Here is a 24,918-nt window from a genome sequence, read left to right on the forward strand (position 1 = left end):
TTTAAAAAAACAGCTTTTGTCAATTCTTGATTAAACTTCTTTCAACATTACGTTAGAAATACTTCCCTTAAATCCAGATTTACTCCGTAACCAGAATTTCCCTTCATTATTACTGTTTACCGTAAAAGTTTCTGAATAAGTCCCATTGGCATCCCTGTCGGTCATATAACCCGTAGAGGATGTATATGGGCTAAACACCCCTGAGCTATAGTCTGAAATCTCAAAAGTAAGATTGTAGGTCTTTCCTTGGATAAGTACATTTTGGTATATTCCAGAATTATCATCAGTATCAAAACTAACTTTACCATCACTAATTATAATGCTTGGGGAAACCAACCCAATCCAATTATGTTGATGCGCAAAATCTCCGTTTAATAATACATTTTCGCCCTTTGGTATAACGTTTACGAGCCTACATGATACATTATCAATTGAACAATCATTGTCAATACCAGCATAAAATAGCAAGTCCTTAATATTAGCCTTAAGTAAATGCCTTTTACTCCCTGTATCTAAATTTCTCAAAAACTTATGATATGCATAATATAAATCTATAAATACTGAATTGCTTAGAATGTCAAATGATATACTATAAAAGCTATCAATACTCATTACCCTTTGAAACAAATTCCTGTTGGCAACTGTAGCAGCAGTCGAACATACCGCTGTTTCATTCATTTCTGACCAACCTTTCGACCCACCGGGATGACCAGTAGACCAATCTGACAAACCATTGGAAAAGTCTCCGTTAACAACTAAGTTTTCAGACACAAAAGGAATATGTATAACTTCCTTTATTGAAATATTTGTAAAGGTGGATCCCAATACTTCTGATGTAGGTTTGATATGCATATAACCATTAAGAAGCGTTGTGAAAATAATATTATGTCCATCGGCAAGAAACACATTATTACTATAAGTATCTAAAATTCTGTATCCTCCTCCATTTAGCTCTGCATCCAATTCTATTTTATATAAGGTTTTATTATCACCTACCAATTGAAATAATGAAGCATCGCTTAGACCTTGATTTTCAGCTTTACCATTATTTATCAGCCAATTATCAAAACTTCCGCTTTGGATTTCCCAACCATTTAGTCCATTAGAAAAATCCCCATTTTCAACTAGCTCTCTGCCGTAAAGTGCTGTACCCTCAATAATAGGCTTAACACTGATGTTGCTTATGGTAAACCCTCCTCCTCCATCATGTACACTGGGGGAAATCCCAAAGATTGTATAATCATCTTCAGGATAGGAAGTCCCATCTACAAAGAGTACATGATGCCCTTCTTCATAAGTGTCGTAAGGATTAAACATAGGACTTGAGTTCCAATTACCTAATATTGAAAAATAAGCTGATTTTCCTACTTCAATATCCGAAATATCAAACTCAATTTTAAATTGAGTGCCAAAGGTTTGAGTTGGAATATTTTGCCCTAATTTTATACTATTACTACCATTATTTACACCACTAAACGTAGCACTGTTGTTAGCAATGCTCCATTCGCTTCCTATCGAGGTCCAATCGGTAGTTCCATTAAAACTACCATTGCTTACAAGATCCAGCCCAAAAACAAAGTCTTTATATGGATCTTTTTTTTGCATTAATTGTGTTCTTCTAAACATCTTTTTAAACTGTATTTAGGTTCTTAACAAATCCTCTAATTATGTCGCTTTCTAAGCTAATAGTGTAGCGATTCCATTTGGTGCCATTATAGCTATCGCTATCTTCATCAAACCATACAGTATCGTTAAACAGTAACGGGTTATCACCACTGATTTCTAGCTCTATGATTTTTATGGAGTCACCTATTGGCTTATTAATAAAAGTAATATCGGTCGCTGAAGCGAGTGTTAAACGCCACTTGCTTGCCAATGATAAGTCAACTTCATAAGTGCCTGATGTCGCTATGTTGACTACGCGGTTCTCAAATTGTGATTCATCCTTATGCCAAAAGGAATCCCATGTATCATGGTATTGCTCTTGTGTTGGCCTATCGCCAGTTTCAAAATAGCTTTTTATGGTTTCTTTATTTTGTTTCATTTTTGTTTGTGTTTAAATTTTTATTCTCTTTTTGGTCACTTTCGGTAAGTGTTTCAACGGTATTCTTTAAAGGGGTCAGTTTTATAAAGTTTACTAAAGCCTTAAAAGGGTTAACACCGTAGATTTGATTGTAATTTTCTAAAATTGACTTAATCTCCGCAATGGCTATAAAGCCCACTATAATCTTTAAAAAAGGGACTTCGTTAACGATGTGCTTTTCTAAAAAATAAGCTGCCAAAATCACTAAATTGTAGATAAAGAATTTAGAAACTGTATGTGCTATACGCGATCCTCTTATAGGAATACGTTTCTTAAATGAAGCATATGATCCTGTAATAAAATCTACAATGATTAAAAAGATCATTGTTACCATCACACCATTTAAAGGCGATAATAATGTTAATAGCCAAAACGCAAATTTCATCAGTTTTTCCATAGTTTTTCTAATCTTTTATAGTCTAATACTCTGTTTTTGGGGTAAGCTTTTATGCATACCTTGTTACCTTGATTGCCTCCAAGTACGTAGACATAACCTTTGGTTTGCTTGATAAAAAATGCCACATGGCCTTTCCAGCTTTCTGGAGACTCGCGCCAAAAGACGACAACATCACCTACCTCTGGATTTACCACAGACCCACCAACACTAAGCCAGCTTCTGGCATTGAGCTTGCCTGAGAATTCGTAACCCGAAGTCTTGGCCACCCAATTCGCAAAAGCACTGCACCAGGCGGTTTCGTCCTTTAATTTTTTACCATCAAAACCGATATCATTAAAATATTTTAAGATTCTACGATTATCTTTGGAGCCAACAATTTCCTTAACGCCATACTCCGACAGCGCTTTATTAATTAAATGCATTGGTTTTAAATTTTATTGATTACTCGCAACTACAAATAGTGCGTTGCTTTTAAGAACATTGTACTATTTGTAAAAAAGGAAACCACTTTAAAAATTAACGCGAATGGTTAGCCTCGATTACAGCATATATCACATATGTTTGATTTTATATTTTAAGCAGACCAAACTCTAACCAAAGATTACTTTAGTATTGTTTTCTTAACCAGAATAAGTATTAATCTAGGTTTTCAGTTTCTACTTAACACGAATTTTTATGTATCTAACGGTAAACGTTGTTAGAAAAGCGAATACAAATATAAACATATTACATATACAAAACAAACATTTTGCAAATAAAATATGTTAAATTTTGTAATTTGTTTAAGCGTCAGTTCGAGTGGTTTTTGGTTATCGAAATCAAACATGGTTTTGATTGAAGATGCCAAAAATTGTATCGAGAACTGGCTTTGTTTATAAGTTCTTATTCTCGATATAAATTTTACTCATTATCATTCATAAAATTCACTCGAATTGACGAATTCTGTTGAATTCGAAGATTTTGCTTAATTCATTTTGGTGTGCTGATCCAAAACCTTTAAAATGGTGGGTATACGATAGTCGCCATGCAGTAATTGCACCTTAGTTAAAGCTTCTTGCTCATCCATGCCAATACAAGACACATAGAGCGGATTTTGGCTTTTGCCTCTATAAATAGGTATGGAGACTTGTTCTGTATTGTGAAAGGGCTTTTTAGCGATACCAATTACTGGAATCTTTTGATCTAAAGCTTTCCATAAATGCCCACCTAAACCATAAGTTTTGTTATTATTCGCATAAACATGGCCATCTACAATAATCGCCTTAATGCTTTTAAGATTGACCTGTTCTAGCAATTCTAAAATACAAGGTAACTCCCGTTTGTAAAACTGTCCTGGTTCATAGTCAGCAACATCGTTAATAATATCAGTAATTATGCGCAGAGGGTTTTCGTTTTCCCAATGAAATAACACACCAACAGTTTTGGCATATGTTGCTTTATAATGGACATCTATTGCTAGTAGCATTGCAATTTATTTGATTAAAATACAAAAGCTGCAATTTAATTGTTGCAGCTTTTGTTTGTGCTTGTCTTTTACAACACTTATCTTGGGCAGTACCTTAATTAGGAACTAAGCCTTTGTCTTATTTTTAATTACTTATGAAGATGTGTGTGTATCTAAATAGTATTTTCCATCTTCATTTATTAAAACATTCATAGTTGCTTGTTTATGACTAATCCTATAAGGTTCACCGCTATCATCATCTATTTCCAAGAACATGCTATTATATTCTATTTCAGATTCAGGTTCAAAATCGAACCCTATCGTCCAAAAATTTCTCAAATTCTCAATGTATTTCTCTAAAATCTTTTCATCATTAATGTATTTTCGGGCTTCCTCTATTTCTTTTTCTTTCGGCTCATAAATAGCTGTAATTTCCTTTTCTCTATTATAGTTCCAACCTATTTGATCCATAGTTGTTTTTGCTTTTTCGATAATTTCTTCTTTTGAATATCTCATTTTATACCTAAATTTGTTTTTATTTTTATTTCAAAGATTTCTGCCTGATACTTATTTATAAATTTATCTAAATCAATATCTAACTTATTTTTATTTAACTCTCTTACAACATAATTGTATGAATCTAAAATTTCCTTATTCGCCCATCTATTTTTTGTTTTCCAAATTTCGTTAAAAACAATCACTTCTTCTTGTGCAAAATGTATATTAGGTCTTTTATCATTCCAATATTTTAAATGCACCATTTCATGAAATACTGTTAACTCAGATGCGTTATTTGATCTTAAAAATAATTCAGGGGGAGGGCCTTTCCTAAAACTTCCAACAACATTTCGATTGTCCCAATCTTTCAATTTGTTTTTTAATTTATGGTCGACATCAATTAACCTAACTCTCACTTTGTATTTTTGCCACAAGAAGTCTTTTAATAAATTTAATTCCTTTTTTGTTAAAAGTTTTCCACCTGATGAATCAAAAATGTCTTCTATTTTTCTAAATAGCTCATCTTCATTTTCTGCAATATTAACCAAATGAGTTTCTAACTCATCTAGTTGCTTTTGTCTTTTTGTGCTCTTTGCTTTTTTTCTAAAAGCCTTAAGCGCATCATTTGCCTGTCTAGCTTGTTTTCTTAGTATCCTTGTAGTAAGCGCATCTGCACTTAGTGTACAAATTTCGAACCAAAATAGATATTGTCGTAATTTATTGCAAAACTCTTTGTCTTCACACTTGTCAACAAAGTTTAGAGCAATAGCTATAATCCCAGATGTTACTTCCATAACACCATAAGCCAGTTTTAGATATGTATAGGCCGTTTTTAGATTCAACAGGTGTCTTAACTTTAAAAGATTTCCTACTCCAGTTGCTACAGTAATGATATCTACAGCTAACCAAATACTTTTTTCAAAATTTTCCCAAACCCCTTTATCATCAAAAGCTTTTAGGTAAAAAGCAGGTAATGGGATCTCTGTTTCAAGTTTTATATCCTCGTTTTCTGTCTCATCTAATTCTGTTAGTGTAATTGGAAAAAAAGGATGATAAATTTCTTGTTTCTCTAAGATTTCATTTATAAATATGGAACCTATAAAGTTGTTTGGTATTTTTATGCCTGGTTCTATTTCTACTTCTATATGGCCTTTTTTGTTAAAGTCAAAATTGTAATCATCAAAACGAAACCCTAGTATCTTTTTTTGTTTATATGCTAAATTTACTGGCCTATCAAAGTTTTTAAATGCTTGACTATTTGTATTGGTAAAACTACTGTCCATCCATATTAATGTTAACCTAACAATTAACCCGCTAAAATTATTTGGTCCGCCCCAATCGTTCATTTTATTATATAATCTCAGAAAAAGAGTTTCCCCATCTACCTTAGAGGTTAATAGATATGTTAAAAAAGCATCTGCATTAAAATTTGGTTTATTAGATATTCCCATTAGAAGATTTAGTAATATCTTTTCATAAAAATTAGTAAGGTTCTCAATCTTTATAAATTCAAGCCATAAGTTTAGTAGTGTCTCTTTACTTATGTACTGTAATATCTTTTCATTTAAAGATGCCAACATTGGTAAATAGTCTGATGGTCGCGTATTACTTTTTGAAAATTTCTCTATTAGTTTTGCCACAAGTTTATAAGCTCCATTTAAGTAATCTTCATTTACTCTACCCTCCATACCTTGTAGAAGAATTAAAAAGCCTCCAAAACCCAAACCCTGTATTTGTATTGCAGCATTCTTCTTTAGGTATGAAACATTTGGTCTATTTATACTTCCAGTATTTGAATCGCCATCGTATGGTTTATATATTGAAAATGTAGAGCCATAAAAAGGCTTTCCTTTTAATCCTTCGTAACTAAAAAATACTTTATCATCATCTAGATAGTCTTCTTTTTTGTTAACAATAGCTCGACCGGAGTAAGCAGTTTCATTAAATTCCCAATGACTTTGAAAACCTTTATTTGAATCTACTAAATTTTTATAATTAAATTTTCTCTTCTTTATTCGTCCTTTAACAATAACTTCTTCCAATAGTATACCTTCCCCTGTATCTAAAACCTTAAGAGAACCTACTCCAAAACTTTCAATGGCTTTAAAAAAATCTACATAGCCATACCATAACTCACTTTTTGGTGGTTTAGCAAAAAAGCTCTGATTCCCTAATGGTGATTCCAATGCTACCTCATTTGAAATTTCTTCAATATCATTATTGAAACTTATATCTTCAAAAGTTGGTTCGTCAATTTCTTGATTAATGAAATTGAATATATTATTACTCATATCTTCTTTTTTAATCATTAAACATTCATTTAAAACACCACAATACACCTTACTCCTTGCTGCTTTATATAAAACAGCAAGGCTATAAGTTTTAATTAAAATAAGGTGTAAAATGCGTGGTGTATAATAACCTACTCTACGGTTATCGGTTCGCTAACATAATCTGAGCCCACTCCGTCTTCACCACCAATTAAGGTGTCGGTTTGTTCAATGGGGCTTTTGTCACTTTCAAAGAGCTCTTGAGCACATTCATCGTTGCATGGTAAACCTTCTACTTTTAAGCCAATAGAACCTGCCTGTAAAACAGTGAGCGCTGTTGGCAAACGGGTTTCCCAAGTGCCTTCTACAACTCCATCTACGGTTTGCATTTCTTCTGCTACAGAAACGTATAAATCGTCGTCTTGGTCAACGACCAAACCTTGACCATTCCAGATTTCCCCAGTGGTCATATACCAGTTGACGGTATCTTCAAATCCAGGTCTTACCGGTACAACGGTGCGTGCCATACCACTTTGTAAAAACGCTTGGAACAATGGGTCTGCGGCATCTTGTAACTGAAAGAGCTTTTTCCAATCTTTCTCATCTGCATAGAAATACGGATAGAACACATAGGCCATAATATCCCAATCAAAGGCTTGCTCAAAAAACTTAACAGTAGACGCATGGGTTTGGAAAGCTTCTGTTCTTTTAACTGTGGAAACTCCCGTATCCTGATTTGTAGTGTTGTAATTGTTTTTAGAGACTCTTGCTTGGTCTATTATCAACTCAATAGCCACACGCTTCAACTCCCTAAGCATAATACTTTTGTTTTGCAGTGGGTTAAACGTTAGCTTTTCTGCATCTGGCGTTAAACCATTATTAGCTTCAAACTCTCGCATAGCATCGTTGTACTCTTGTAAACGGTCGTAATACGCCTCCATGATGGCGTTATAGGTTTCGTTTTGCCATTGCTCTAAAAATTCTTGTGTTCTTGCGCAGGTAGCTGAAACGTTAAAACTACAAGCCGCCATATCGTAACTAGATGCTGAAACCGCTAGCTCTCCTCTAATATTATCCAGAGAATAGTCTTCTGATGTATCAAAGAACTCTCTAGTGCCACTTGTATTTATGTCTCCGATCTGTTTATCCCCTACAGAAATAGAAATTCTGCCTACTCTCCTGTCATTGTCCGAATCAGAAAAAATTCTGCCCTTTACCGCACAGTTTATAGCTTCGTAACCACTCTCGATTTCTAAATAATCACTCAATGAACTTGTTTGGTCATCTTGAGAATTAAACTGCAAATCAAAAGCTTTACTCAACATTATCGTTTCAGCTGGCTGGGTATTAACCTCGGCATTGTATCTAGCCGCTAACTTCTGATAACCTTTTTCGTTATCTCCGTCTTCCAAGGCTAGAACACTTGGACTCGTTAAACCCAAAGTGTTTGGGTGTACAGGTAACTCAGGTAAAATAACGCCACTTTCTGTTTGTCCAGTTTCGTCAATATCTTTCCAAACGGCTTCTTGGAAAAACTTAGAGGGTTCTGGTATAGCAAATTCGTACATTAAACGTTTACCGTAATTAATCAGTGTATTCTTATAGATTTTATCGACCCAACGGTATACTCCCGTAACATGCTCTATGCCTTTTCTATTATCAAATCCATGCGAGGTATTCTCTTCAAACTCTTTTAAGATACGAGAGGTGCGCTTGGTTTGTGTTTTTTGTACAATACGCTCCATAGCACGCTCAGTAACTTCTTGGGCATAGGTTTGGGCTTGTGAATTAGAGTTAGATGAAGAGCTTGCAGATGCAGAATCAAAATGCGATCCAACTTGGAATCTATATGGTTCTTTTCCTCCTGAAACATTGGCATTTCCACCATAACTCTGAGACTGATCCTCATTAAGAACCGAAGCCACTTCACTTTGCATTTCGTTACGTTCTGTACTTGTAGTATCTGTAAGGTTTTCGCGTTCGCGTTCATCTGTTTGTTCTGTTGTAAACTCTGAGCTTGTTAGACTTCTTGTGGAACGTTCCTTGTACTCACGGGCCATTACATTTTCTATATGAGATACCTCTCCCGGTACATAGCAGCATACTTCTTGCTCTACGCGTCTAAAATCTGCTATACCTAAATTGGTGACTCCATAGATTTTACCAAATGTCGAGACACTTTCTTCTGGTGTTTCTTCTTCACTTTCACAACTAAAATCCAAAACTTTAACTCCGCTAAGACTTCTAAGTGATGGAAGCATTACTATGGTTTCGGTGAGCTCTAACTCTGTACCGTTTGTTAAGGTAATAGTTACAGTTAGTATCGGATTGCCCACTTGATCGGGCTTTGTAATATCCCCTAAATCACCAAACAAACGAACTTTAGTGTGGTTAGGCAATGTACTAAAGACTCCTAAAGCACTACTTGTTATAGCACTAGCGTCGTTTGTAAAACTTAATGATTGCTGTACAGATGCAATAGTTGAAATTTCATCATTATAAGTAACTCCTAGAACAAAGCTCCAATCTCGATTACCTTCTTTGGTTTTTGGAGATGCGCTTGCTACAACGCTAACTTTATAGCAAGATGATGAATCTGCCTGTTTAGGGTCGATCTCTGAAGCTACATAAAGCGGAATATATTCGTTGGAAACCTCATCTTCTATCATTTGTGCAGCTATCGAATCTGCATCACCAAAATTGGACAATGCTTCATTAAAAGGGTCTTCAAGACGCATGTTAACGCCTCCTTTTAATACTGACTTGCTTGTCTTAGGCAACAATTGTTCTACTTTATTCGACTTTTCCTTTAAAAGGAGTTTAACCTCCTTAAAAATGGCATTATACGATGTAAGATTATCTAGTTTGTGATCTGTAATATATTTATAACTTAGATCAGATAACCCTGCTTGTAATGTTTGAGTGTCTATCTCAACAGCCTTTGTATATGTAAATTCAGGTAACGGCTCATGGACCAGTTTTTCTACTTGAATGTATACCTGCTTTTCGACATCCCATTGATCTACTAATTGTACAGTTCCGTTATTTAAAATGAGATCTACATCCTTTTGATGGTTGTCCAAAGCTGTTTTATACTGGGCAGCTTCACTGGCCTCATACGATTTTTGAAGATCCTTTAATTCTCCCGTAAGCTTCTTTAGGGCTACTCTATCGTACTTTGCGGTTAGCAAATCGCTTAATCTTTTTTGATGTTTTGTATCCGCTCGCTTAGTTTTTGTGTTTACGGGTTCATCATTATAAGTTTCCAATAACAACTCCTTAGAAATTACAACGCTTGCATTGGCAAATCGTTTAAATTGTTTTTCTTGGTCTTCCGTAAATGTAATATCCCCTGATAAGCCTTCTGAAAATTTATTAAAGTGCTCTAAAAACTTATTAGCTATTAATAGTTGAATTAATGCCTCTCTAACATACACAGATTTTTTTGCGATGGTTTGGTAGATTAAATTATCCCAAACAAGGTACAAATCCTCATCTCCTAAAGTCTCTGCGCTATTTAAGTTATTGGAAATTTCCGCGTATGATAATGCATTTTTGTTTCGCATTAACCAAGATGAAAAGTTATAAAGATCTTCATTGACTTCTTTAACATCAGCTTTCTTTTCGAAAAGTAAAGGAGAACTAGCGAAACTGTTTTTTGAATCTATTAATGCTTGTTTTTTTTCGCCTTCTAATGCGGCATTAAGCGGAGGGTAAAAAATTCCACTCTGTTTATGTGGATGATATACAAAGCCTAATTGCTTGTCCTTTTCGTCTATTAATTGTGGACTTCGCAATGTTACAAACCTAAATAGGTTGTTTTTAATGTTTTGACTCATTTTAATTGTTTTAAAGTTTATACTAATTATTAAGCTCCTATTTAGGAACTGTTATATTTTTCGCTTTTCTAACAGTTTACCCTAATACAAAGTCTTAATACTTAAGACATAAACTTTCATCACATTCCGTATAATGTTGGAACATGTTACCGCCAAATTATCTTTTTATGTAAAAATGATTTTAAATTCTAGAAATTTTGCTTTTAAAACACCACAAATGTTTAATTTTAAAGTGTTTTTTGTATATTAGCAATTATTCAGATTACAAATATAAAACATTTTACAAATATAAACTAACATAATTTTAATTTTTTTGTAAAAAGTTTAATTTAAAAACTTGCGGCTTATGGAGGGAATCGACGAAAAAATATCGGCAATAATCAGTCATTTTAACCTTAACAATTTTTCATTTTCAAAACGTATTGGTGTTACTGGAACCACTATAGATAGTATAGTTAACGGTAGGCCGCAATCGGACGGTACAAGAAAAAAAACCAAACCAGGGTACGATGTTCTTAACTCAATTATAGAGACATTCAACATCAATCCTGATTTTTTATTTGGTAAAAGTACGGTAATGCTAAAATCGGATATTACAAAAAACCAAACATATTCGGGAATGCCACAGGTTATTGCCGTAAACCAGACCGGAGATGAAAATGTAGTCTATGTTCCCGTTAAAGCCAGAGCCGGTTATTTAGATGGTTATGGAGATCCTGAATACATAGAAACCTTGCCATCGTTTAACATGCCGCATCTCACTAACGGCACGTATCGTTGTTTTGAGGTAAAGGGAAACTCTATGGTTAGAACATTTTTTGATGGTGATCTCGTTTTTGGTAAATATGTTGAAGACCTAAGGGATATTAAAGATGGCAGGGTTTACATTATTGTTAGTAAAAACGATGGTATTGTCCTAAAGCGTGTTATCAATAGAATTGCTGAACGCGATAAGCTAATTTTAAAAAGTGACAATAAGGACGGTAACTATCCTACCTATACAATTAATGCTGAGGAAATTGTTGAGGTATGGTACGTTACCATGTATGCTTCTAAGCAAATGCCAGAACCTGTAGATATTTACGATCGTTTACATGAATTAGAAAGTAAGATTGTAGATTTAGAAGGTGCGCTGCAGCGTAAGGCTTTAAGTTAATTCTTAAACCACGACTCATTTTGGTACATCTTTTCTTTAGAAACACGTTCTCTATTGTATAAAAGCACGTGATTCTCATCTATTTGTTTATTCCTGTAGCCAAATAAATGAAATATAGATTTCGCCATAAATCGTGTTATAGATAGATTGGCTTTTAAAATACCTTTTTCTTTGTTGTGCCAAGTAATTCCTGGAAGAAATGTTAATAAGCCATCAGCCTTTATGTTTCTCAAAATTTCTGAAAGCTTCAAGAAAAATTTTGGTATTGGTCTTATTATAAAAAATCCATCATTACCTGATTTCTGATAGAGTGGCATAAAAAGTTTAGCATTAAACCTTGAATGTATTTCAATACCATCTGATATTGCCAACAGTCTTCCTTTCTTAATATTTTCAAAGCTTTTAAAGCCTTTTAACATTTCAAAGTCTTGGTTAGGTTGTATGTGATGCTTATAAATGACTTCAAAAATTGAAGTGATATTATTGCATGATTTTTTCAGAATATTTTCGTGCTTGGCTACATCTGTCAGCTTTAGATGTCCGGCATGCTTAAGTGTTAAACAAATAAAAGCTTCACAATTAGAGATGGCAACTGGGTCTACATGCTGCCCTGCCTCAAAACCAAGCGACACATAGCCCAAAGTATTTAGATAGCTTAAAAGTGGGCCGTCTAAGTACTCTTCAATACCCAACACAATTGGTACAGGAAAACAACTCGAAAACTTTCTGTTGATTAAAGCATCGTTTATGGTAATAAACGGAAGCGACTTGCTAGAAGTTGTGTGCAAATCTATAAAATATAAGGGATTTTCATTTGTGTTTAAAAGTTGACTTAGAAAACGAAATATATTTTCTTGTTCCTGCTCTTCCTCATTTAAAGAGGACTTATTTTTTAAAGCATTTAATTGTTTTGCAGTCCACATTCTATTAAGGTCGGACTTTAGAAAACGCTTATTTTTTTCTAACGCTTTCATGTTTCCGTAAACACCATAAATATCCCCACAAACATCTTTAGTTTTAATGGTCTTCAATACATTATCCAACGCCCTAACACCTGCATATTCATTACCGTGTACACCTGCAAAAAAAACGATTGTAGCCCCTGGTTTTTCACCTTTAATATGATGAAAAATTCGATTCTGAGGTTTTGTATTTGTTTTATTTACCTTAAGTGCAGTATACATCATTCTATAGATCATTAGAGGTTAAAATACCTAATAATTCCTTATTTCTAACAACAGGTAAACAGTTGATACTGTGTTTCTCCATCAACGCTTTAGCTTTGTTCAAAGGTGATTCTTGCGAAATTGTAATTAAATCTTTTGTCATTACATCCTTAACACGTAAGTGCAAGTCTTTATTGCCAAGTTTTATTAAATCTGTCCAAGTTAGTAGTCCTGTCAGTTGCTTTTTCTTGTTTATTACCGGTAAATGGTGAATCTTTTTCCATTTCATTATATTGCTTACCAGCTCTAAGCTATCGTTTTGATCTACAAGAAGCATCTTTGTATTCATATTGTGCTTTACAATTCGGCTAATATCTATTTTTAAATTTTCATCTGGATCGAAAATTCCCCATTGATCTACAGTAGCTTCTTCGAGTTGATGCTTGTGCATAAAAGCTGCTATGTTCTGTAACGCTTCAAAATTGGTTTTGTTTTTTTGAAGGTTTCTAAAGTTTTCTACCATCCACTGCGATCCATTGTTAGACCTCGCACGCTTCTCTATAATTGAAAGGTATTTGTTAATATCACCTTCATCTATTTCAATACTACGTAAACCATTATAAGCCATAGGTAAAAATTCGTTTAATATTAAATCTTTGGCAGGTATTAACTTACCGTCCCAATTAAACTGAGTTTCCATTCCGTTTCTAGCCGCTTTAAAGAAATTACTTTTAATGTCCTTAAAATCCATTTTAGTACGGATGTTTTTATACTTTTCTGGTTGCCCAAGCATTAAACCCACCCAAAATACCATGTTGGCAATTTCATCTAACAATGTTGGTCCCGAAGGTATGTAACGACATTCTATTCTCAAGTGGGGTTTTCCGCCACCAACACCATAACACACACGATTCCATTTGTAAACCGTGCCATTGTGAAGTTGTAATGCTTTCAATTTGGGGATTTCTCCACGTTCTAGTTTATCTAAACTATCGTCGTGCTCGTCTGAAGTCAATAAACTTCTAAATCTTGATATATGATCTCTAAAAATATCGGTCACTGTGCCACTTTCCCAATCAGAGCCAAAGCTAACACGCGATTGTTTTTCATTATAAATAAATGAGTTCGCTCTTGTGTCTATGCTTTGCGTAAATAATGCAATTCGTGTTTCTGCCCAAAGTTCTCTACCAAATAAAATAGGCGAATTGGTGCAACTACTCAATACTGGTCCAGAAATCGCTTGGGCCCAGTTGTATTTTTCTACAAACTCGTCTGGATGAATTTGTAAATGTGTTTGAAAACTCGTGTTGCAAGCTTCTAACATTACACTATCGTGAATTAAATTTAACTCATCAACACCCTTAATATGCACATTAAAACATTCTCTTCTAGTACTCTTTAAAGCATTATTCAATACGTGATACCTTGGCATATCTGTCATATAATTTTCTGAAATATGCTTAAGCCGAAGGGTAGGAAGAATGCCTGTTAACACAATTTTTGAATCATTTTTCTTGGCGGCTTCTTTTGCTTTTTTAAGCAGCTTATTGAGTTGGTCTTGTAATATTGAAAAGCAATTTCCTTTTAAAACTAAAGGATCTGAGTTAATTTCAAGATTGTATTTTCCAATTTCTGTTGTAAAATGTTCATCGTTAATAGCTTCTAAAACATCAATGTTGTTGTTATTGGGGAAAAATTGATTGGTCGTAACACAAAACTCTTGTTCTGCACCAATTCTAATAGGCTCTTTTTCAATTAAATCGTTTTTAAGCATTATATCTAAAGCTTCAAGATCTCTAACAAGATGATGAATATATAATGCCTTATCTTTGGGGTTTTTAAGTTGTTTTACGTCTAAATATCCCATAATTTAAGGGGTAAAATTAATTAGTTCTTGTAAGTTACTCTAAATAAAGGGTTTAAAATATGATTTTTATCATGGACAATTCCTGAGTTGCTTTGGTAATGTAAAATACTATTCTAAATTTATGCCTGCAACACAATCCTTATATGTCGTTTAAATACAATAAAAAAGATAAGCTTAAAAGTAAAAAACTCATTGATAAGTTATTCAATGAGGGTAAGGCAATTACGGTTTATCCGTTGCGCTTGGTTTATCTAAAAACTGATTTTGATGATGGCAGCACTTTAAAGACTGGGGTTTCAGTTAGTAAAAAACTTCATAAAACAGCTGTAGCAAGAAACAGAATTAAAAGACTCTTAAGGGAGGCTTATAGACTAAATAAACCACTATACTTTAACAATAGTTCAACATCTTATGCGTTTATGATTTTATACCTTAGCAAGGATGGAACAACTTTTGATGCATTAAATGACAGTATGAAAAGAGTGTTTAAAAAATTTGTCGATAAAACTTCAGATTCATTAAATTGATGCGTTTTTTAGATTTTATTTTAAAAACACCGAAGATTCCAAATAGGACGATAAAAAATTTACAAATGAAAAAACTTTTACATAAAAAAATTCTTATTCCAACATTAGCGATTGTTGTGTTTTTCAGTACAACCGCTTTTAAAAACGATTTTTTTGAAATCGCCAAACAAATAGAAATCTTTACTACACTCTTTAAAGAACTCAACATGAATTATGTTGATGAAACCAATCCTGGTGATTTAATGGATACTGCTATTAAAAGTATGTTAGATGATTTGGATCCCTACACACGTTTTTTTAACGAACAAGATGTTGAGTCTGCAAGAATTAACAATGCTGGTGATTATACAGGTATTGGTGCTAAAGTATTAACCTTAGAGGATAAATTGGTTATTGTAGAACCGTACAAAAATTATGCTGCTGATAAGGCCGGTCTAAAAGCTGGTGACGAAATTATAAAAGTGGACAATGTTGTGGTTTCAGACTTTAAGGAGGATGCTGCAAATCTTCTTCAAGGTGCTGCTGGTACAGAAGTTAATGTTACTTACAAGCGACAAGGAAAAACCAATACCGTAAAAATAGTTAGAGAATCCCTAGAGATAAAAGCGGTTCCCCACTATTCAATGATTAATGAAAAAACAGGTTATATCGTTTTAAGAAAGTTTAATGAAAAAGCTTCTGTAGAAACGCTTGGTGCATTGCGCGCGCTAAAAAACCAAGGAGCTACACAACTTGTTTTAGATTTAAGGGGAAATCCTGGCGGATTGTTAAATGAAGCTGTTAATGTCACTAATATTTTTGTGCCTAAAAATCAGCTGGTGGTGACCACAAAATCTAAGGTTAAAAAATATAATAAGACCTATTATACCAAGCGAGATGCTATTGACACCGAAATTCCTCTAGTGGTTTTAATTGATGGACAAAGTGCTTCTGCTAGCGAAATTGTCTCTGGTGCTTTGCAAGATATGGATAGAGCTGTAGTGGTTGGTGCACGTAGTTTTGGTAAAGGTTTGGTGCAAAGACCAAAATCTTTGACTTACGGTACTCAGATGAAAATAACTATTTCGAGATACTATACACCTTCCGGACGTTGTATACAAGCTCTAGATTACTGGAATAGAGATGAAAACGGGAAAGCTACACGGGTAAAAAAAGAAAACTTCAATGCGTTTAAAACCCGTAATGGCCGTGATGTTTTTGATGGTGGAGGAGTACAGCCAGATGTAGAAATAAAGTTATCTAAACAAACACCAATAACAAAAGCTATATTGAATGAAAATTTAGTTTTCAACTTTGCAACACAATACTATTATGAAAATAAAGTTGAAGATTTAAATAGTTTTAAATTATCCGATTCGGATTTTAATGCGTTTAAATCTTATTTAAAAACCACAGGTTTTAATTTTGAAACTAAAACTGAAAAAGCTTTAGATGATGCTATTCTTATTGCAAAGGAAGAAGAACTTAGTGGTGCAATAAAATCGGAAATAAATAATTTAACTAATGCATTACAGACCTATAAATCTAATGCCATTAATGTAAATAAAGTGCAATTAAAGTCACTATTAACTGATGAAATAATAAAACGTTTTTTTTACAGCGAAGGCTTGTACGACTATTATACAGCGAATAATACAGAGATTAAAAAGGCTTTAGAAATCCTTAATAATCCTAAGCAATATGCTAGTATTTTGAGATAGAACATAAAATTATCTATATTTATAATTATAGAATTTTTATAATTATAAGAAAATTCAACACAAATGAAGGCCCTACTCCTTTTTATAACTCTTAGTTTTCAACTAGCTTTTGCTCAAAAAGAGATAAAGCACCAAGTTTACTTTCTCACAGACCAATATGAAATCCCAGAGACTGAAGAAAGCCGTCTTTTACTATTCTTATCTGAAATTGAAAATATGGATATCAAAAAAGTTTCTATTTATGGCTTTTGCGACGACAGAGGTAGCGATTCATATAACATGGTTTTATCTCAACAACGTGCAGATGCTATAAAAACAGTATTTTCTAACAATGAGTTTGACGAATCTGTTATTACCAATGTGGATGGAAAAGGAGAAATTCTTTTAAATGTTGTCAATGATAAAGACCTTTATAAAATCCGTGGGTTGAATCGTAAAGTGGAAATTATAGTACAGCCTTACGATCCTCCTCGAGTAAAAGTAGAACAACCTAAAAAAGAAACTACCGAAGAGCTTTTAAGTGGCGAACTTAAAGAAGGTGATAAAATTAAACTAGAAAATATTTTATTTAGAACGGGTTATAGTTACCTCACTAAACAATCTAAAGCTGTTTTAGATAATATTGCAGAAATTCTTGTAAAACGAACAGATGTCTATTTCACCATAGAAGGTCATGTGTGTTGTACACACGGCACCCGAGATGCTATAGATCGTAAAACTAAAAAACGAAATCTGTCTTTGGCTAGGGCAAAAACGGTTTATGATTATTTGGCTGATAAAGGAGTAAAGCGTTACAGGATGAAGTTTGTAGGGCAAAAAAGAAAGTTTCCTTTAGGTGGTGAGCCAGAACTAGATAGGCGTGTTGAGATTGTGGTCACCAGAATTATTAAGCCTAAATCTTCTAACTAAGATTTAAGCATATTTATATGTGGAATACCGTCTTCTAGGTACTCCTCGCCTATTTCAAAAAATTCTAAATTATTATAAAAACGTTTGAGGTATGTTTGGGCAGAAATTCTTATTTCTGAAACGTTATAATAGTCTTCAATGACTTTGATTGAAGCCTTCATAATAGCATAACCGTATTTGTATTTTCGTTCAGATTGCTTTACCAATACTCTACCGATGCTGGCTTCTTTAAAATAATCGTTTGGTTTAAAAATACGGGCGTAGCCAACCAAAATTTCATTTTTATAAGCAAGAACGTGTAATGCTTTTTGGTCTTTACCATCAATATCTTGGTACACGCAATCTTGCTCAACTACAAAAACTTCACTTCTTAGTTGAAGCAGATCGTAAAGTTCTTTAGTAGTTAATCCTTGAAAGGTTTTGGTTTTAATTTCTAGCATAATATTTTACTTATCATTACAAGCATAATAACCTCTTTAACAATCAATAAATTTATCAATCTTGTACAATAACATCTTTGGCATCACACTTTCCAAATTCCGGTTGAATATTAATATGATTAATTTCATATTTACGGTAAACCAATTCTTCTATTTCATTAAGAATTAAATCAAATTCAGACAACGTAATGTCTTTATTAAAATCTATGTGTGCTTCTAAATGAATTTCATCTTCATTCAATTGCCAAATGTGAACATGATGTACATTTTTGATAACATCTATAGTTTGAATATCTGTAACAATAGCATCAACAGAGGTAGATTCTGGTGTAAATAACATCAGTACCTTAAACGAGTTTTTTAATAAATTCCAACCCATTACAATTAAATAAACTGCTATTGCAAATGTTAATACGCTATCTATCCACCAGATTTGGTAAAACTTCATCAGTAAACCACCAATTAAAACAGCCACACTCGCCATCATATCCGTTAATAAATGAAGGTAAGCACTTTTCATATTCATGTTATCATCTGCATTTCCTCTAAGTAATAAAACGCTAAAACCATTACCTAAAATAGCAATAATAGACAGCCAAATAACAAGATTCGATTCAATTTCTTGGGGATTTTGAAAACGTTCAAAAGCTTCAAAAATAAGTAGAATAGCCACTATTATTAATGTTGCAGCATTAATAAAAGCAGCTAATATCTCAGCGCGTTTGTAACCAAAAGTTCGTTTTAAAGAGGCCTTTTTCTTTACAAGTTTATTTGCAATTAAGCTGATAATTAGCGATAAAACATCACTAAAATTATGAAGCGCATCACTCAATAAAGCTAAACTACCAGATAACAGACCACCAATAACTTGTGCTGCAGTAATTGCAATGTTAAGAAGTATAGAAATAAATAAATTACGACCGTTAAGATCGTGTGTATGAGAGTGGTTATGCGAGTGCGAATGACTCATTTTATGCCAATTTTAAATTGGTATCAACATGATAACGGAATCTTATTTACTCTATTTTGATGACGACCACCTTCAAACTCTGTATTTAAAAATACATCCACCATTTTAATGGCTTGTGGTATGGATGTAAAACGCGCAGGTATACAAATAATATTTGCATTATTATGTAAACGCGTTAACTCTGTAATTTCACTTGTCCAACACACTCCTGCCCTAACCTTTTGATATTTATTGGCTGTCATGGCCACACCGTTAGCACTTCCACATATTAAAATACCACAATCTACCTTATTATCATTTACATCTTTAGCAACCGGATGTACAAAATCTGGGTAATCTACACTATCTAAAGTGTCCGTACCATAATTGGTAATGGTATGCCCTTTAGCTTCTAAGTGCTTCACAATAGCTTGTTTATATTCTGGACCAGCATGATCGTTACCTATAGAAATATTCATTACTTATTTTCTTAGTCTGCCACTTAGAGTAAATAGAAGAATTTTAAAATATAAAATAATCTTCAGTCACTTGTTCCTCTTGTTTGACAAAATGATTAATAACTTAACTTTTAACAAAATTACAAATAATAAAACCTAGTTGATAGTAGTATGCATTACTTGTTAATAACTGTTGACAAGTCTTAAAAAGAAAAATTAGGATTATCTATTTATTTTTTTAAACCAAAATACATTCTTAACAACCTAATTAGTTAATCCTTTTTTTCAAGGAAGTTATTAATAGTCGTATAAGACGAAATTAACAGTATGTTTTTAAAAACATATCATTTTATTCTATTAACATCAGTTATCAACAGTTGTTTACAAGAAGTTTACTTAGCTTGATTTATAAGTGATTACATGTAAATTTAATGTTAACTAAACCGTAATAAAATGTAAACTATAGGTTTTCAAAATAAAAGCTAAAAAAGTTATACTACCTATTAACACACTATAATAACCATTATTTTATTTTTTAAATTTTAAAAGAAAAATGATAATATGTATATATCTGTTAATAAGTTAAAATTCTAAATTTAGGTAGGTAATTTTTATATAGAATTGTTATATAAGAAATAGATTTTATGAAAAATTTTGCTTTATTTTTTATGTTATTTCCTCTTATGAATTTTTGTCAAATTCAAATAGGTCAAGATATTGAAGGTACAAGTTCAGATAGACTAGGATCCAGCGTTGCATTATCAGCAAACGGTAATATTTTAGCCGTTGGAGCGGAATTTGGTGATGGTACTGCTTTTAACTCTGGTATTATACGTGTCTATGAAAATATAAATAATTCTTGGATACAAATAGGAAATGATATTAATGGTTCGCAAAATAATGGAGCTATGGGATTTAGTATGGATATGTCTGCAGACGGAACCATTTTTGTAGTAGGTGCACTTGGAGAAGATACTACACTAACCAATCCTGGAAGAGTATCTGTATATAAATATGAAAATAACACATGGTCTTTACTTGGTGGTGTATTAAGTGGTGCTACAGCTTCTGAACAATTTGGTAGATCTGTTGCTATTTCAGCAGATGGAAACATTATAGCTGTTGGTGCTATGCAAAGTGATGCTAATGGAGATATATCCGGGCAAGCACGTATTTATGAATTTCAAAATAATACTTGGGTACAATTGGGTGGTCCTATAAATGGTATTGCTCAATTTAATAGACTTGGCGCTAGTATTGATTTATCAGCTGACGGAACTATTTTTGCTGTAGGTGCTGTAGGTTATATTTCAGATACCTTTGGTAGTGGACAGGTAAGAATATATGAATATATAGGTAGTGATTGGAATTTAATGGGAAACCCTATTGAGGGTCAACCTGGTGTTGGTGTTGAACAGTCTGGATCTAGTTTAAGTTTATCCTCAGATGGTAAGTCTATTGCTATTGGTGCGCCAGGTAATAATGTTAATGGGAATATTTCAGGAAGAGTTAGTGTCTTTGAATATCAAAATGATTCATGGCAACAAGTTGGAAATGATATGTTAGGTATACAACAAGATGATAATTTTGGTTTTAGTTTAGCTCTAAATGGAGATGCAAGTGTAGTTGCTGTTGGTGCTTATAAAAGCGATGGTAATGGTGTAAATTCTGGGCAAGCACGTTTTTTTAAAAAAGAAAATAATGCTTGGATTCAAATAGGAAATGAAGTTAATGGTGTAGCTTCCGAAGATAAATTTGGATATAGTATTGCTATCTCAAACGATGGATTAACAGTTGTAGCTGGTGCGCCAGATAATAATGAAAATGCAATAAGTTCTGGACAAGTTAGAGCATTTGATTTAACAGAAGCATTGTCAGTAGAGAAATTTAAAAAATCAGATATTAAAATATTTCCAAACCCAACAAGTAATGAATTCTCTATTCAATTAGATAGCTCTTTAGAATTATATAAAGTAGACATATATAATAGCATAGGTCAACAAGTATTAACTTCTAAAGAAAAAATTATAGATATATCAAAACTAGCTTCTGGTATGTATCTTGTGGAAATAGAAACCACTAAAGGAAAAGGCTCTAAAAAGCTTATTATAGAGTAGTTTAATTATTTAATATAAAAAAAGCACTGTGAATTTCACAGTGCTTTTTCATTTATTTAACAGTATCTAAACACTATTAAAATTTAATACCGTAGCTTTGCATCAAACTTAATATCTTATTAACGTGGTCACTGAGCGTAGTCGAAGTGAAAAACGTTTACCTTCTTCGCCTTAAGAATTAAGTAACAAAACAATAAGATTCCTTTTTCAAAGGAATAAAATGATTACAATTTAAATGACAAGAAAGAAAAAAAGGAAATCTAGAAACAATAAGATTTCTAACCTTACAAATACAATCTTAAGTATATTAAAAAAGGAGAGAAACAAATCCTTTAACTATAAACAAATTGCAGCCAAACTTGGTGTTAACGACGCAAGTAGCCGTAACCAGATTATTAAAAAATTACAGCAATTAAAGGCTAAACAAGAAATTGAAGAAGTTGAACATGGCAAGTTTAAAGCTCTTGTAACTACTGAATATCATACAGGTATTTTAGACTTATCTTCTAAAGGAAATGGTTATGTTATATGTGATGATTTTGAAGAGGATATTTTTATTGCTTCAAACAACCTCAATAAAGCTTTAGATGGTGACGAAGTAGAATTCTATGCCTACAGAAGAAAGCATAGAGGCAAGCAAGAAGGGGAAATAACCAATATCATCAAACGTGCTAAAAGCGAATATGTTGGTACCATTCAAATTCAAGATAAAAAGAACTTTGCTTTTGTAGTACCAGATAGCACAAAAATGTATAAGGATATTTTTGTTCCCATCAATAAAACCAAAAAGGCCGAAGATGGCGATAAGGTTTTAGTATCATTAACGGATTGGCCAGAAAAAGCCGATTCCCCATATGGAAAAGTTTTGGAAGTGCTAGGAAAACCAGGAGAGCACAGCACAGAAATTCATTCCATTTTAGCAGAATATGGTTTACCTCACGAGTTTCCACAAGAGGTTGAAGCCTATGCCAACAAACTAGATACGTCTATTGCTGAAGAAGAAATCGCAAACCGACGCGATATGCGTAAAGATTTAACCTTTACCATAGATCCTAAGGATGCTAAAGATTTTGATGATGCCTTATCCTTTAAAATTTTAGAAAACGGCTTATATGAAGTCGGCATACATATTGCAGATGTTTCGCACTATCTTGAACCCGGAACAGTTTTAGATGACGAAGCTTACGAGCGCGCTACTTCAATTTATTTGGTAGATCGTGTAGTGCCAATGCTACCAGAAATATTATCTAATGGAGCATGTTCATTACGGCCACATGAAGAAAAATATACGTTTTCTGCAGTTTTTAAAATGAATAATAAGTGCGAAATTAAACATGAATGGTTTGGTAGAACAGTAACCTATTCCGACGCACGTTTTGCTTATGAAGAAGCACAGGCAATCATAGAGAACAACCCAGACTTTGTGGTGACTTGGCGAAGTCGAAGCGAAGTCGACCCATCTCATTTAAATATTCAGATTCCACAAGAAGTTTCACTGACAGGAAAACAATACAATACAAAACCAGAAATCGCTGAAGCCGTTTTGGTTTTAGACAGATTGGCTAAAAAAATGCGCTCTCAACGTATGCGCTCGGGTGCCATATCTTTTGATAAAGTTGAAGTAAAATTCAATTTAGATGAAGAGGCCAACCCAACAGGAATTCATTTTAAGACCAGTAAAGATGCCAATAAACTCATTGAAGAGTTTATGCTATTAGCCAACCGAAAGGTGTCAGAATTTATTGGTAAGCAAAACCCAAAGAAGACCTTTGTATACCGTGTACACGATGAACCAGACGAAGCCAAGCTTGCACAACTACAAACTGTTGTTGGTCGTTTTGGTCATAAACTTAATTTTAAGGATCGTAACAGTGTAGCTTCATCACTTAATAAACTATTATCTGATGTAGTTGGAAAAAAAGAACAGAATTTAGTGGATACACTTACGATTCGTACCATGTCCAAAGCAGAATATACAACACATAATATAGGGCATTATGGCTTAGCGTTCGATTATTATAGTCATTTTACGTCGCCAATTCGTCGTTATCCAGATGTTATGGCACATCGTTTATTACAACATTATTTAGATGGTGGCAAGTCGGCCAACGAAGAGGTTTACGAAGAAAAGTGTAAGCATAGCAGTAATATGGAATATTTGGCAACAAAAGCAGAACGCGATTCTATAAAGTATATGCAAATTCGTTTTATGCAAGATCATCAGGATGAAGAGTTTTTGGGAGTGATTTCTGGTGTTACGGATTGGGGAATTTATGTTGAGATAATTTCTAACAAATGCGAAGGTATGGTTAGTGTTAGGGATATGAAAGATGACCATTACGAATTTGATCAGACACATTATGCCATGGTTGGACGAAAATCGGGTGTAGTATACCAATTAGGCGATGAGGTTGTTGTAAAAGTTAAAAACACAGATTTGATAAAAAAACATTTAGATTTCTATATGGTTGGCAAGCCAAAAGACTAAATTTTATGTAACAAAAGATATATAGCTGTGACTCATATAAAACAATTTAAAGTATATAAATTATGAAAACAGATATATGTAGCGTATGTGGTTCTTCAAAAATAATGCACGATATGCGAATTGTTGATTTTGGACATGGAAATGCAAAAAATGATTTATCCATAGAGATTAAGACAACAGATAGATTACTTTTTAATAATTTTGAAAAAGGAGCTTTAAAAGCACAAATCTGTGGGTCTTGTGGTAAAGTAGATTTATTGGTCAACAACCCAAGTGATTTGTGGCAAGCCTACTTAAAAGCAAAAGCATTATGATACTAACAACCACAAACTCTATCGAAGGCTTTAAAATAATAGATTATTTAGGTATCGTCACTGGTGTTGCCATGAATGAAGATACCATAACAATGGGCTTTAGTATATCTAAATACTATAAAAAAATTCAAGAAAGTATAGATAAAGTTAAGGAAACAGCATTTCAACGTTTGCAAGACAACGCCAAGCAATTAAATGCTAATGCCATTGTTGGGATAAAGGTTGAAATAGAATTAACCACAAGTAATTATGCCATGGTTTCAGTAACCGGAACCGCAGTAAAAGTAGTCGCCTAG

Annotated in this window: 21 protein-coding genes; 8 read left to right on the forward strand and 13 right to left on the reverse strand. The window is 33.3% G+C overall.

What is annotated here, in order from left to right:
• Nucleotides 1-30 precede the first annotated feature (30 nt).
• From KCG49_RS07880 to KCG49_RS07915, 8 genes are all read right to left on the reverse strand, one after another.
• Nucleotides 31-1,626, reverse strand: a complete 1,596-nt coding sequence (locus KCG49_RS07880; protein ID WP_218545664.1) for a hypothetical protein — start codon at nucleotides 1,624-1,626, stop codon at nucleotides 31-33.
• Nucleotides 1,627-1,630: 4 nt separating this feature from the next.
• Nucleotides 1,631-2,044: a hypothetical protein gene (locus KCG49_RS07885; protein WP_218545665.1), complete on the reverse strand. Its 414-nt coding sequence runs from the start codon at nucleotides 2,042-2,044 to the stop codon at nucleotides 1,631-1,633.
• Nucleotides 2,031-2,468, reverse strand: a complete 438-nt coding sequence (locus KCG49_RS07890) for a phage holin family protein (protein ID WP_256259917.1) — start codon at nucleotides 2,466-2,468, stop codon at nucleotides 2,031-2,033. The genes KCG49_RS07885 and KCG49_RS07890 overlap by 14 nt, the downstream gene beginning before the upstream one ends.
• On the reverse strand, nucleotides 2,468-2,902 hold the full coding sequence (locus KCG49_RS07895; RefSeq protein WP_218545667.1) for a TIGR02594 family protein: 435 nt from the start codon (nucleotides 2,900-2,902) through the stop codon (nucleotides 2,468-2,470). The genes KCG49_RS07890 and KCG49_RS07895 overlap by 1 nt, the downstream gene beginning before the upstream one ends.
• 542 nt (nucleotides 2,903-3,444) lie before the next feature.
• Complete coding sequence (locus KCG49_RS07900; protein WP_218545668.1) at nucleotides 3,445-3,945, reverse strand: endonuclease V; 501 nt, start codon at nucleotides 3,943-3,945, stop codon at nucleotides 3,445-3,447.
• Between the two features lie 132 nt (nucleotides 3,946-4,077).
• Nucleotides 4,078-4,440, reverse strand: a complete 363-nt coding sequence (locus KCG49_RS07905) for a hypothetical protein (RefSeq protein WP_218545670.1) — start codon at nucleotides 4,438-4,440, stop codon at nucleotides 4,078-4,080.
• A complete protein-coding gene (locus tag KCG49_RS07910; protein ID WP_218545671.1) occupies nucleotides 4,437-6,731 on the reverse strand; it encodes a hypothetical protein in 2,295 nt (764 codons plus the stop codon). The genes KCG49_RS07905 and KCG49_RS07910 overlap by 4 nt, the downstream gene beginning before the upstream one ends.
• 113 nt (nucleotides 6,732-6,844) lie before the next feature.
• A complete protein-coding gene (locus tag KCG49_RS07915; protein ID WP_218545672.1) occupies nucleotides 6,845-10,531 on the reverse strand; it encodes a hypothetical protein in 3,687 nt (1,228 codons plus the stop codon).
• A gap of 346 nt (nucleotides 10,532-10,877) precedes the next feature.
• On the opposite strand from KCG49_RS07915, the gene KCG49_RS07920 reads away from it, so the two are divergent.
• On the forward strand, nucleotides 10,878-11,687 hold the full coding sequence (locus KCG49_RS07920; protein ID WP_218545673.1) for a S24 family peptidase: 810 nt from the start codon (nucleotides 10,878-10,880) through the stop codon (nucleotides 11,685-11,687).
• On the opposite strand, the gene KCG49_RS07925 is transcribed toward KCG49_RS07920, so the two are convergent.
• Together KCG49_RS07925 and KCG49_RS07930 are read right to left on the reverse strand one after the other, a co-directional pair.
• A complete protein-coding gene (locus KCG49_RS07925; RefSeq protein ID WP_256259918.1) occupies nucleotides 11,684-12,874 on the reverse strand; it encodes a succinylglutamate desuccinylase/aspartoacylase family protein in 1,191 nt (396 codons plus the stop codon). The two genes, KCG49_RS07920 and KCG49_RS07925, sit on opposite strands and share 4 nt — an antisense overlap.
• A gap of 1 nt (nucleotide 12,875) precedes the next feature.
• Nucleotides 12,876-14,720, reverse strand: a complete 1,845-nt coding sequence (locus KCG49_RS07930; protein ID WP_218545674.1) for a glutamate-cysteine ligase family protein — start codon at nucleotides 14,718-14,720, stop codon at nucleotides 12,876-12,878.
• A 143-nt stretch (nucleotides 14,721-14,863) separates the two neighbouring features.
• Between KCG49_RS07930 and rnpA the strand changes: the two genes are divergently transcribed.
• From rnpA to KCG49_RS07945, 3 genes are all read left to right on the forward strand, one after another.
• Nucleotides 14,864-15,247: a ribonuclease P protein component gene (gene rnpA, locus KCG49_RS07935; protein ID WP_218545675.1), complete on the forward strand. Its 384-nt coding sequence runs from the start codon at nucleotides 14,864-14,866 to the stop codon at nucleotides 15,245-15,247.
• A 65-nt stretch (nucleotides 15,248-15,312) separates the two neighbouring features.
• Nucleotides 15,313-16,947, forward strand: coding sequence for a S41 family peptidase (locus KCG49_RS07940; RefSeq protein ID WP_218545676.1), 1,635 nt, complete (start codon nucleotides 15,313-15,315; stop codon nucleotides 16,945-16,947).
• Between the two features lie 63 nt (nucleotides 16,948-17,010).
• Nucleotides 17,011-17,856: an OmpA family protein gene (locus KCG49_RS07945; protein WP_218545677.1), complete on the forward strand. Its 846-nt coding sequence runs from the start codon at nucleotides 17,011-17,013 to the stop codon at nucleotides 17,854-17,856.
• Here the strand turns inward: KCG49_RS07945 and KCG49_RS07950 are convergent.
• From KCG49_RS07950 to rpiB, 3 genes are read right to left on the reverse strand one after another with little or no spacing between them, the layout of a single operon-like run.
• Nucleotides 17,853-18,296, reverse strand: a complete 444-nt coding sequence (locus KCG49_RS07950) for a GNAT family N-acetyltransferase (protein WP_218545679.1) — start codon at nucleotides 18,294-18,296, stop codon at nucleotides 17,853-17,855. The genes KCG49_RS07945 and KCG49_RS07950 overlap by 4 nt on opposite strands.
• Nucleotides 18,297-18,351: 55 nt before the next feature.
• Nucleotides 18,352-19,266 carry a cation diffusion facilitator family transporter gene (locus KCG49_RS07955; RefSeq protein ID WP_218545680.1) on the reverse strand — a complete coding sequence of 305 codons (915 nt, stop codon included), beginning with the start codon at nucleotides 19,264-19,266 and terminating at the stop codon, nucleotides 18,352-18,354.
• A gap of 23 nt (nucleotides 19,267-19,289) precedes the next feature.
• Complete coding sequence (rpiB, locus tag KCG49_RS07960; RefSeq protein WP_218545681.1) at nucleotides 19,290-19,724, reverse strand: ribose 5-phosphate isomerase B; 435 nt, start codon at nucleotides 19,722-19,724, stop codon at nucleotides 19,290-19,292.
• A 662-nt stretch (nucleotides 19,725-20,386) separates the two neighbouring features.
• Here rpiB and KCG49_RS07965 point away from each other — a divergent pair.
• The 4 genes from KCG49_RS07965 (at nucleotide 20,387) to KCG49_RS07980 (ending at nucleotide 24,918) form a co-directional block, all read left to right on the forward strand.
• Nucleotides 20,387-21,820 (forward strand): T9SS type A sorting domain-containing protein, encoded by a 1,434-nt coding sequence (locus KCG49_RS07965; RefSeq protein WP_218545682.1) that lies wholly within the window; start codon nucleotides 20,387-20,389, stop codon nucleotides 21,818-21,820.
• Nucleotides 21,821-22,055: 235 nt separating this feature from the next.
• The gene (locus KCG49_RS07970; protein ID WP_218545683.1) at nucleotides 22,056-24,308 is read left to right on the forward strand and encodes a ribonuclease R family protein; all 2,253 of its coding nucleotides are present in this window, start codon (nucleotides 22,056-22,058) and stop codon (nucleotides 24,306-24,308) included.
• Between the two features lie 62 nt (nucleotides 24,309-24,370).
• On the forward strand, nucleotides 24,371-24,622 hold the full coding sequence (locus tag KCG49_RS07975; RefSeq protein ID WP_218545684.1) for a hypothetical protein: 252 nt from the start codon (nucleotides 24,371-24,373) through the stop codon (nucleotides 24,620-24,622).
• A complete protein-coding gene (locus KCG49_RS07980; RefSeq protein WP_218545685.1) occupies nucleotides 24,619-24,918 on the forward strand; it encodes a YbjQ family protein in 300 nt (99 codons plus the stop codon). Before KCG49_RS07975 ends, KCG49_RS07980 begins: the two co-directional genes overlap by 4 nt.

The sequence above is a fragment of the Winogradskyella luteola genome, assembly GCF_019203985.1.
In the GTDB taxonomy this organism is placed as follows: Bacteria; Bacteroidota; Bacteroidia; order Flavobacteriales; family Flavobacteriaceae; genus Winogradskyella; species Winogradskyella luteola.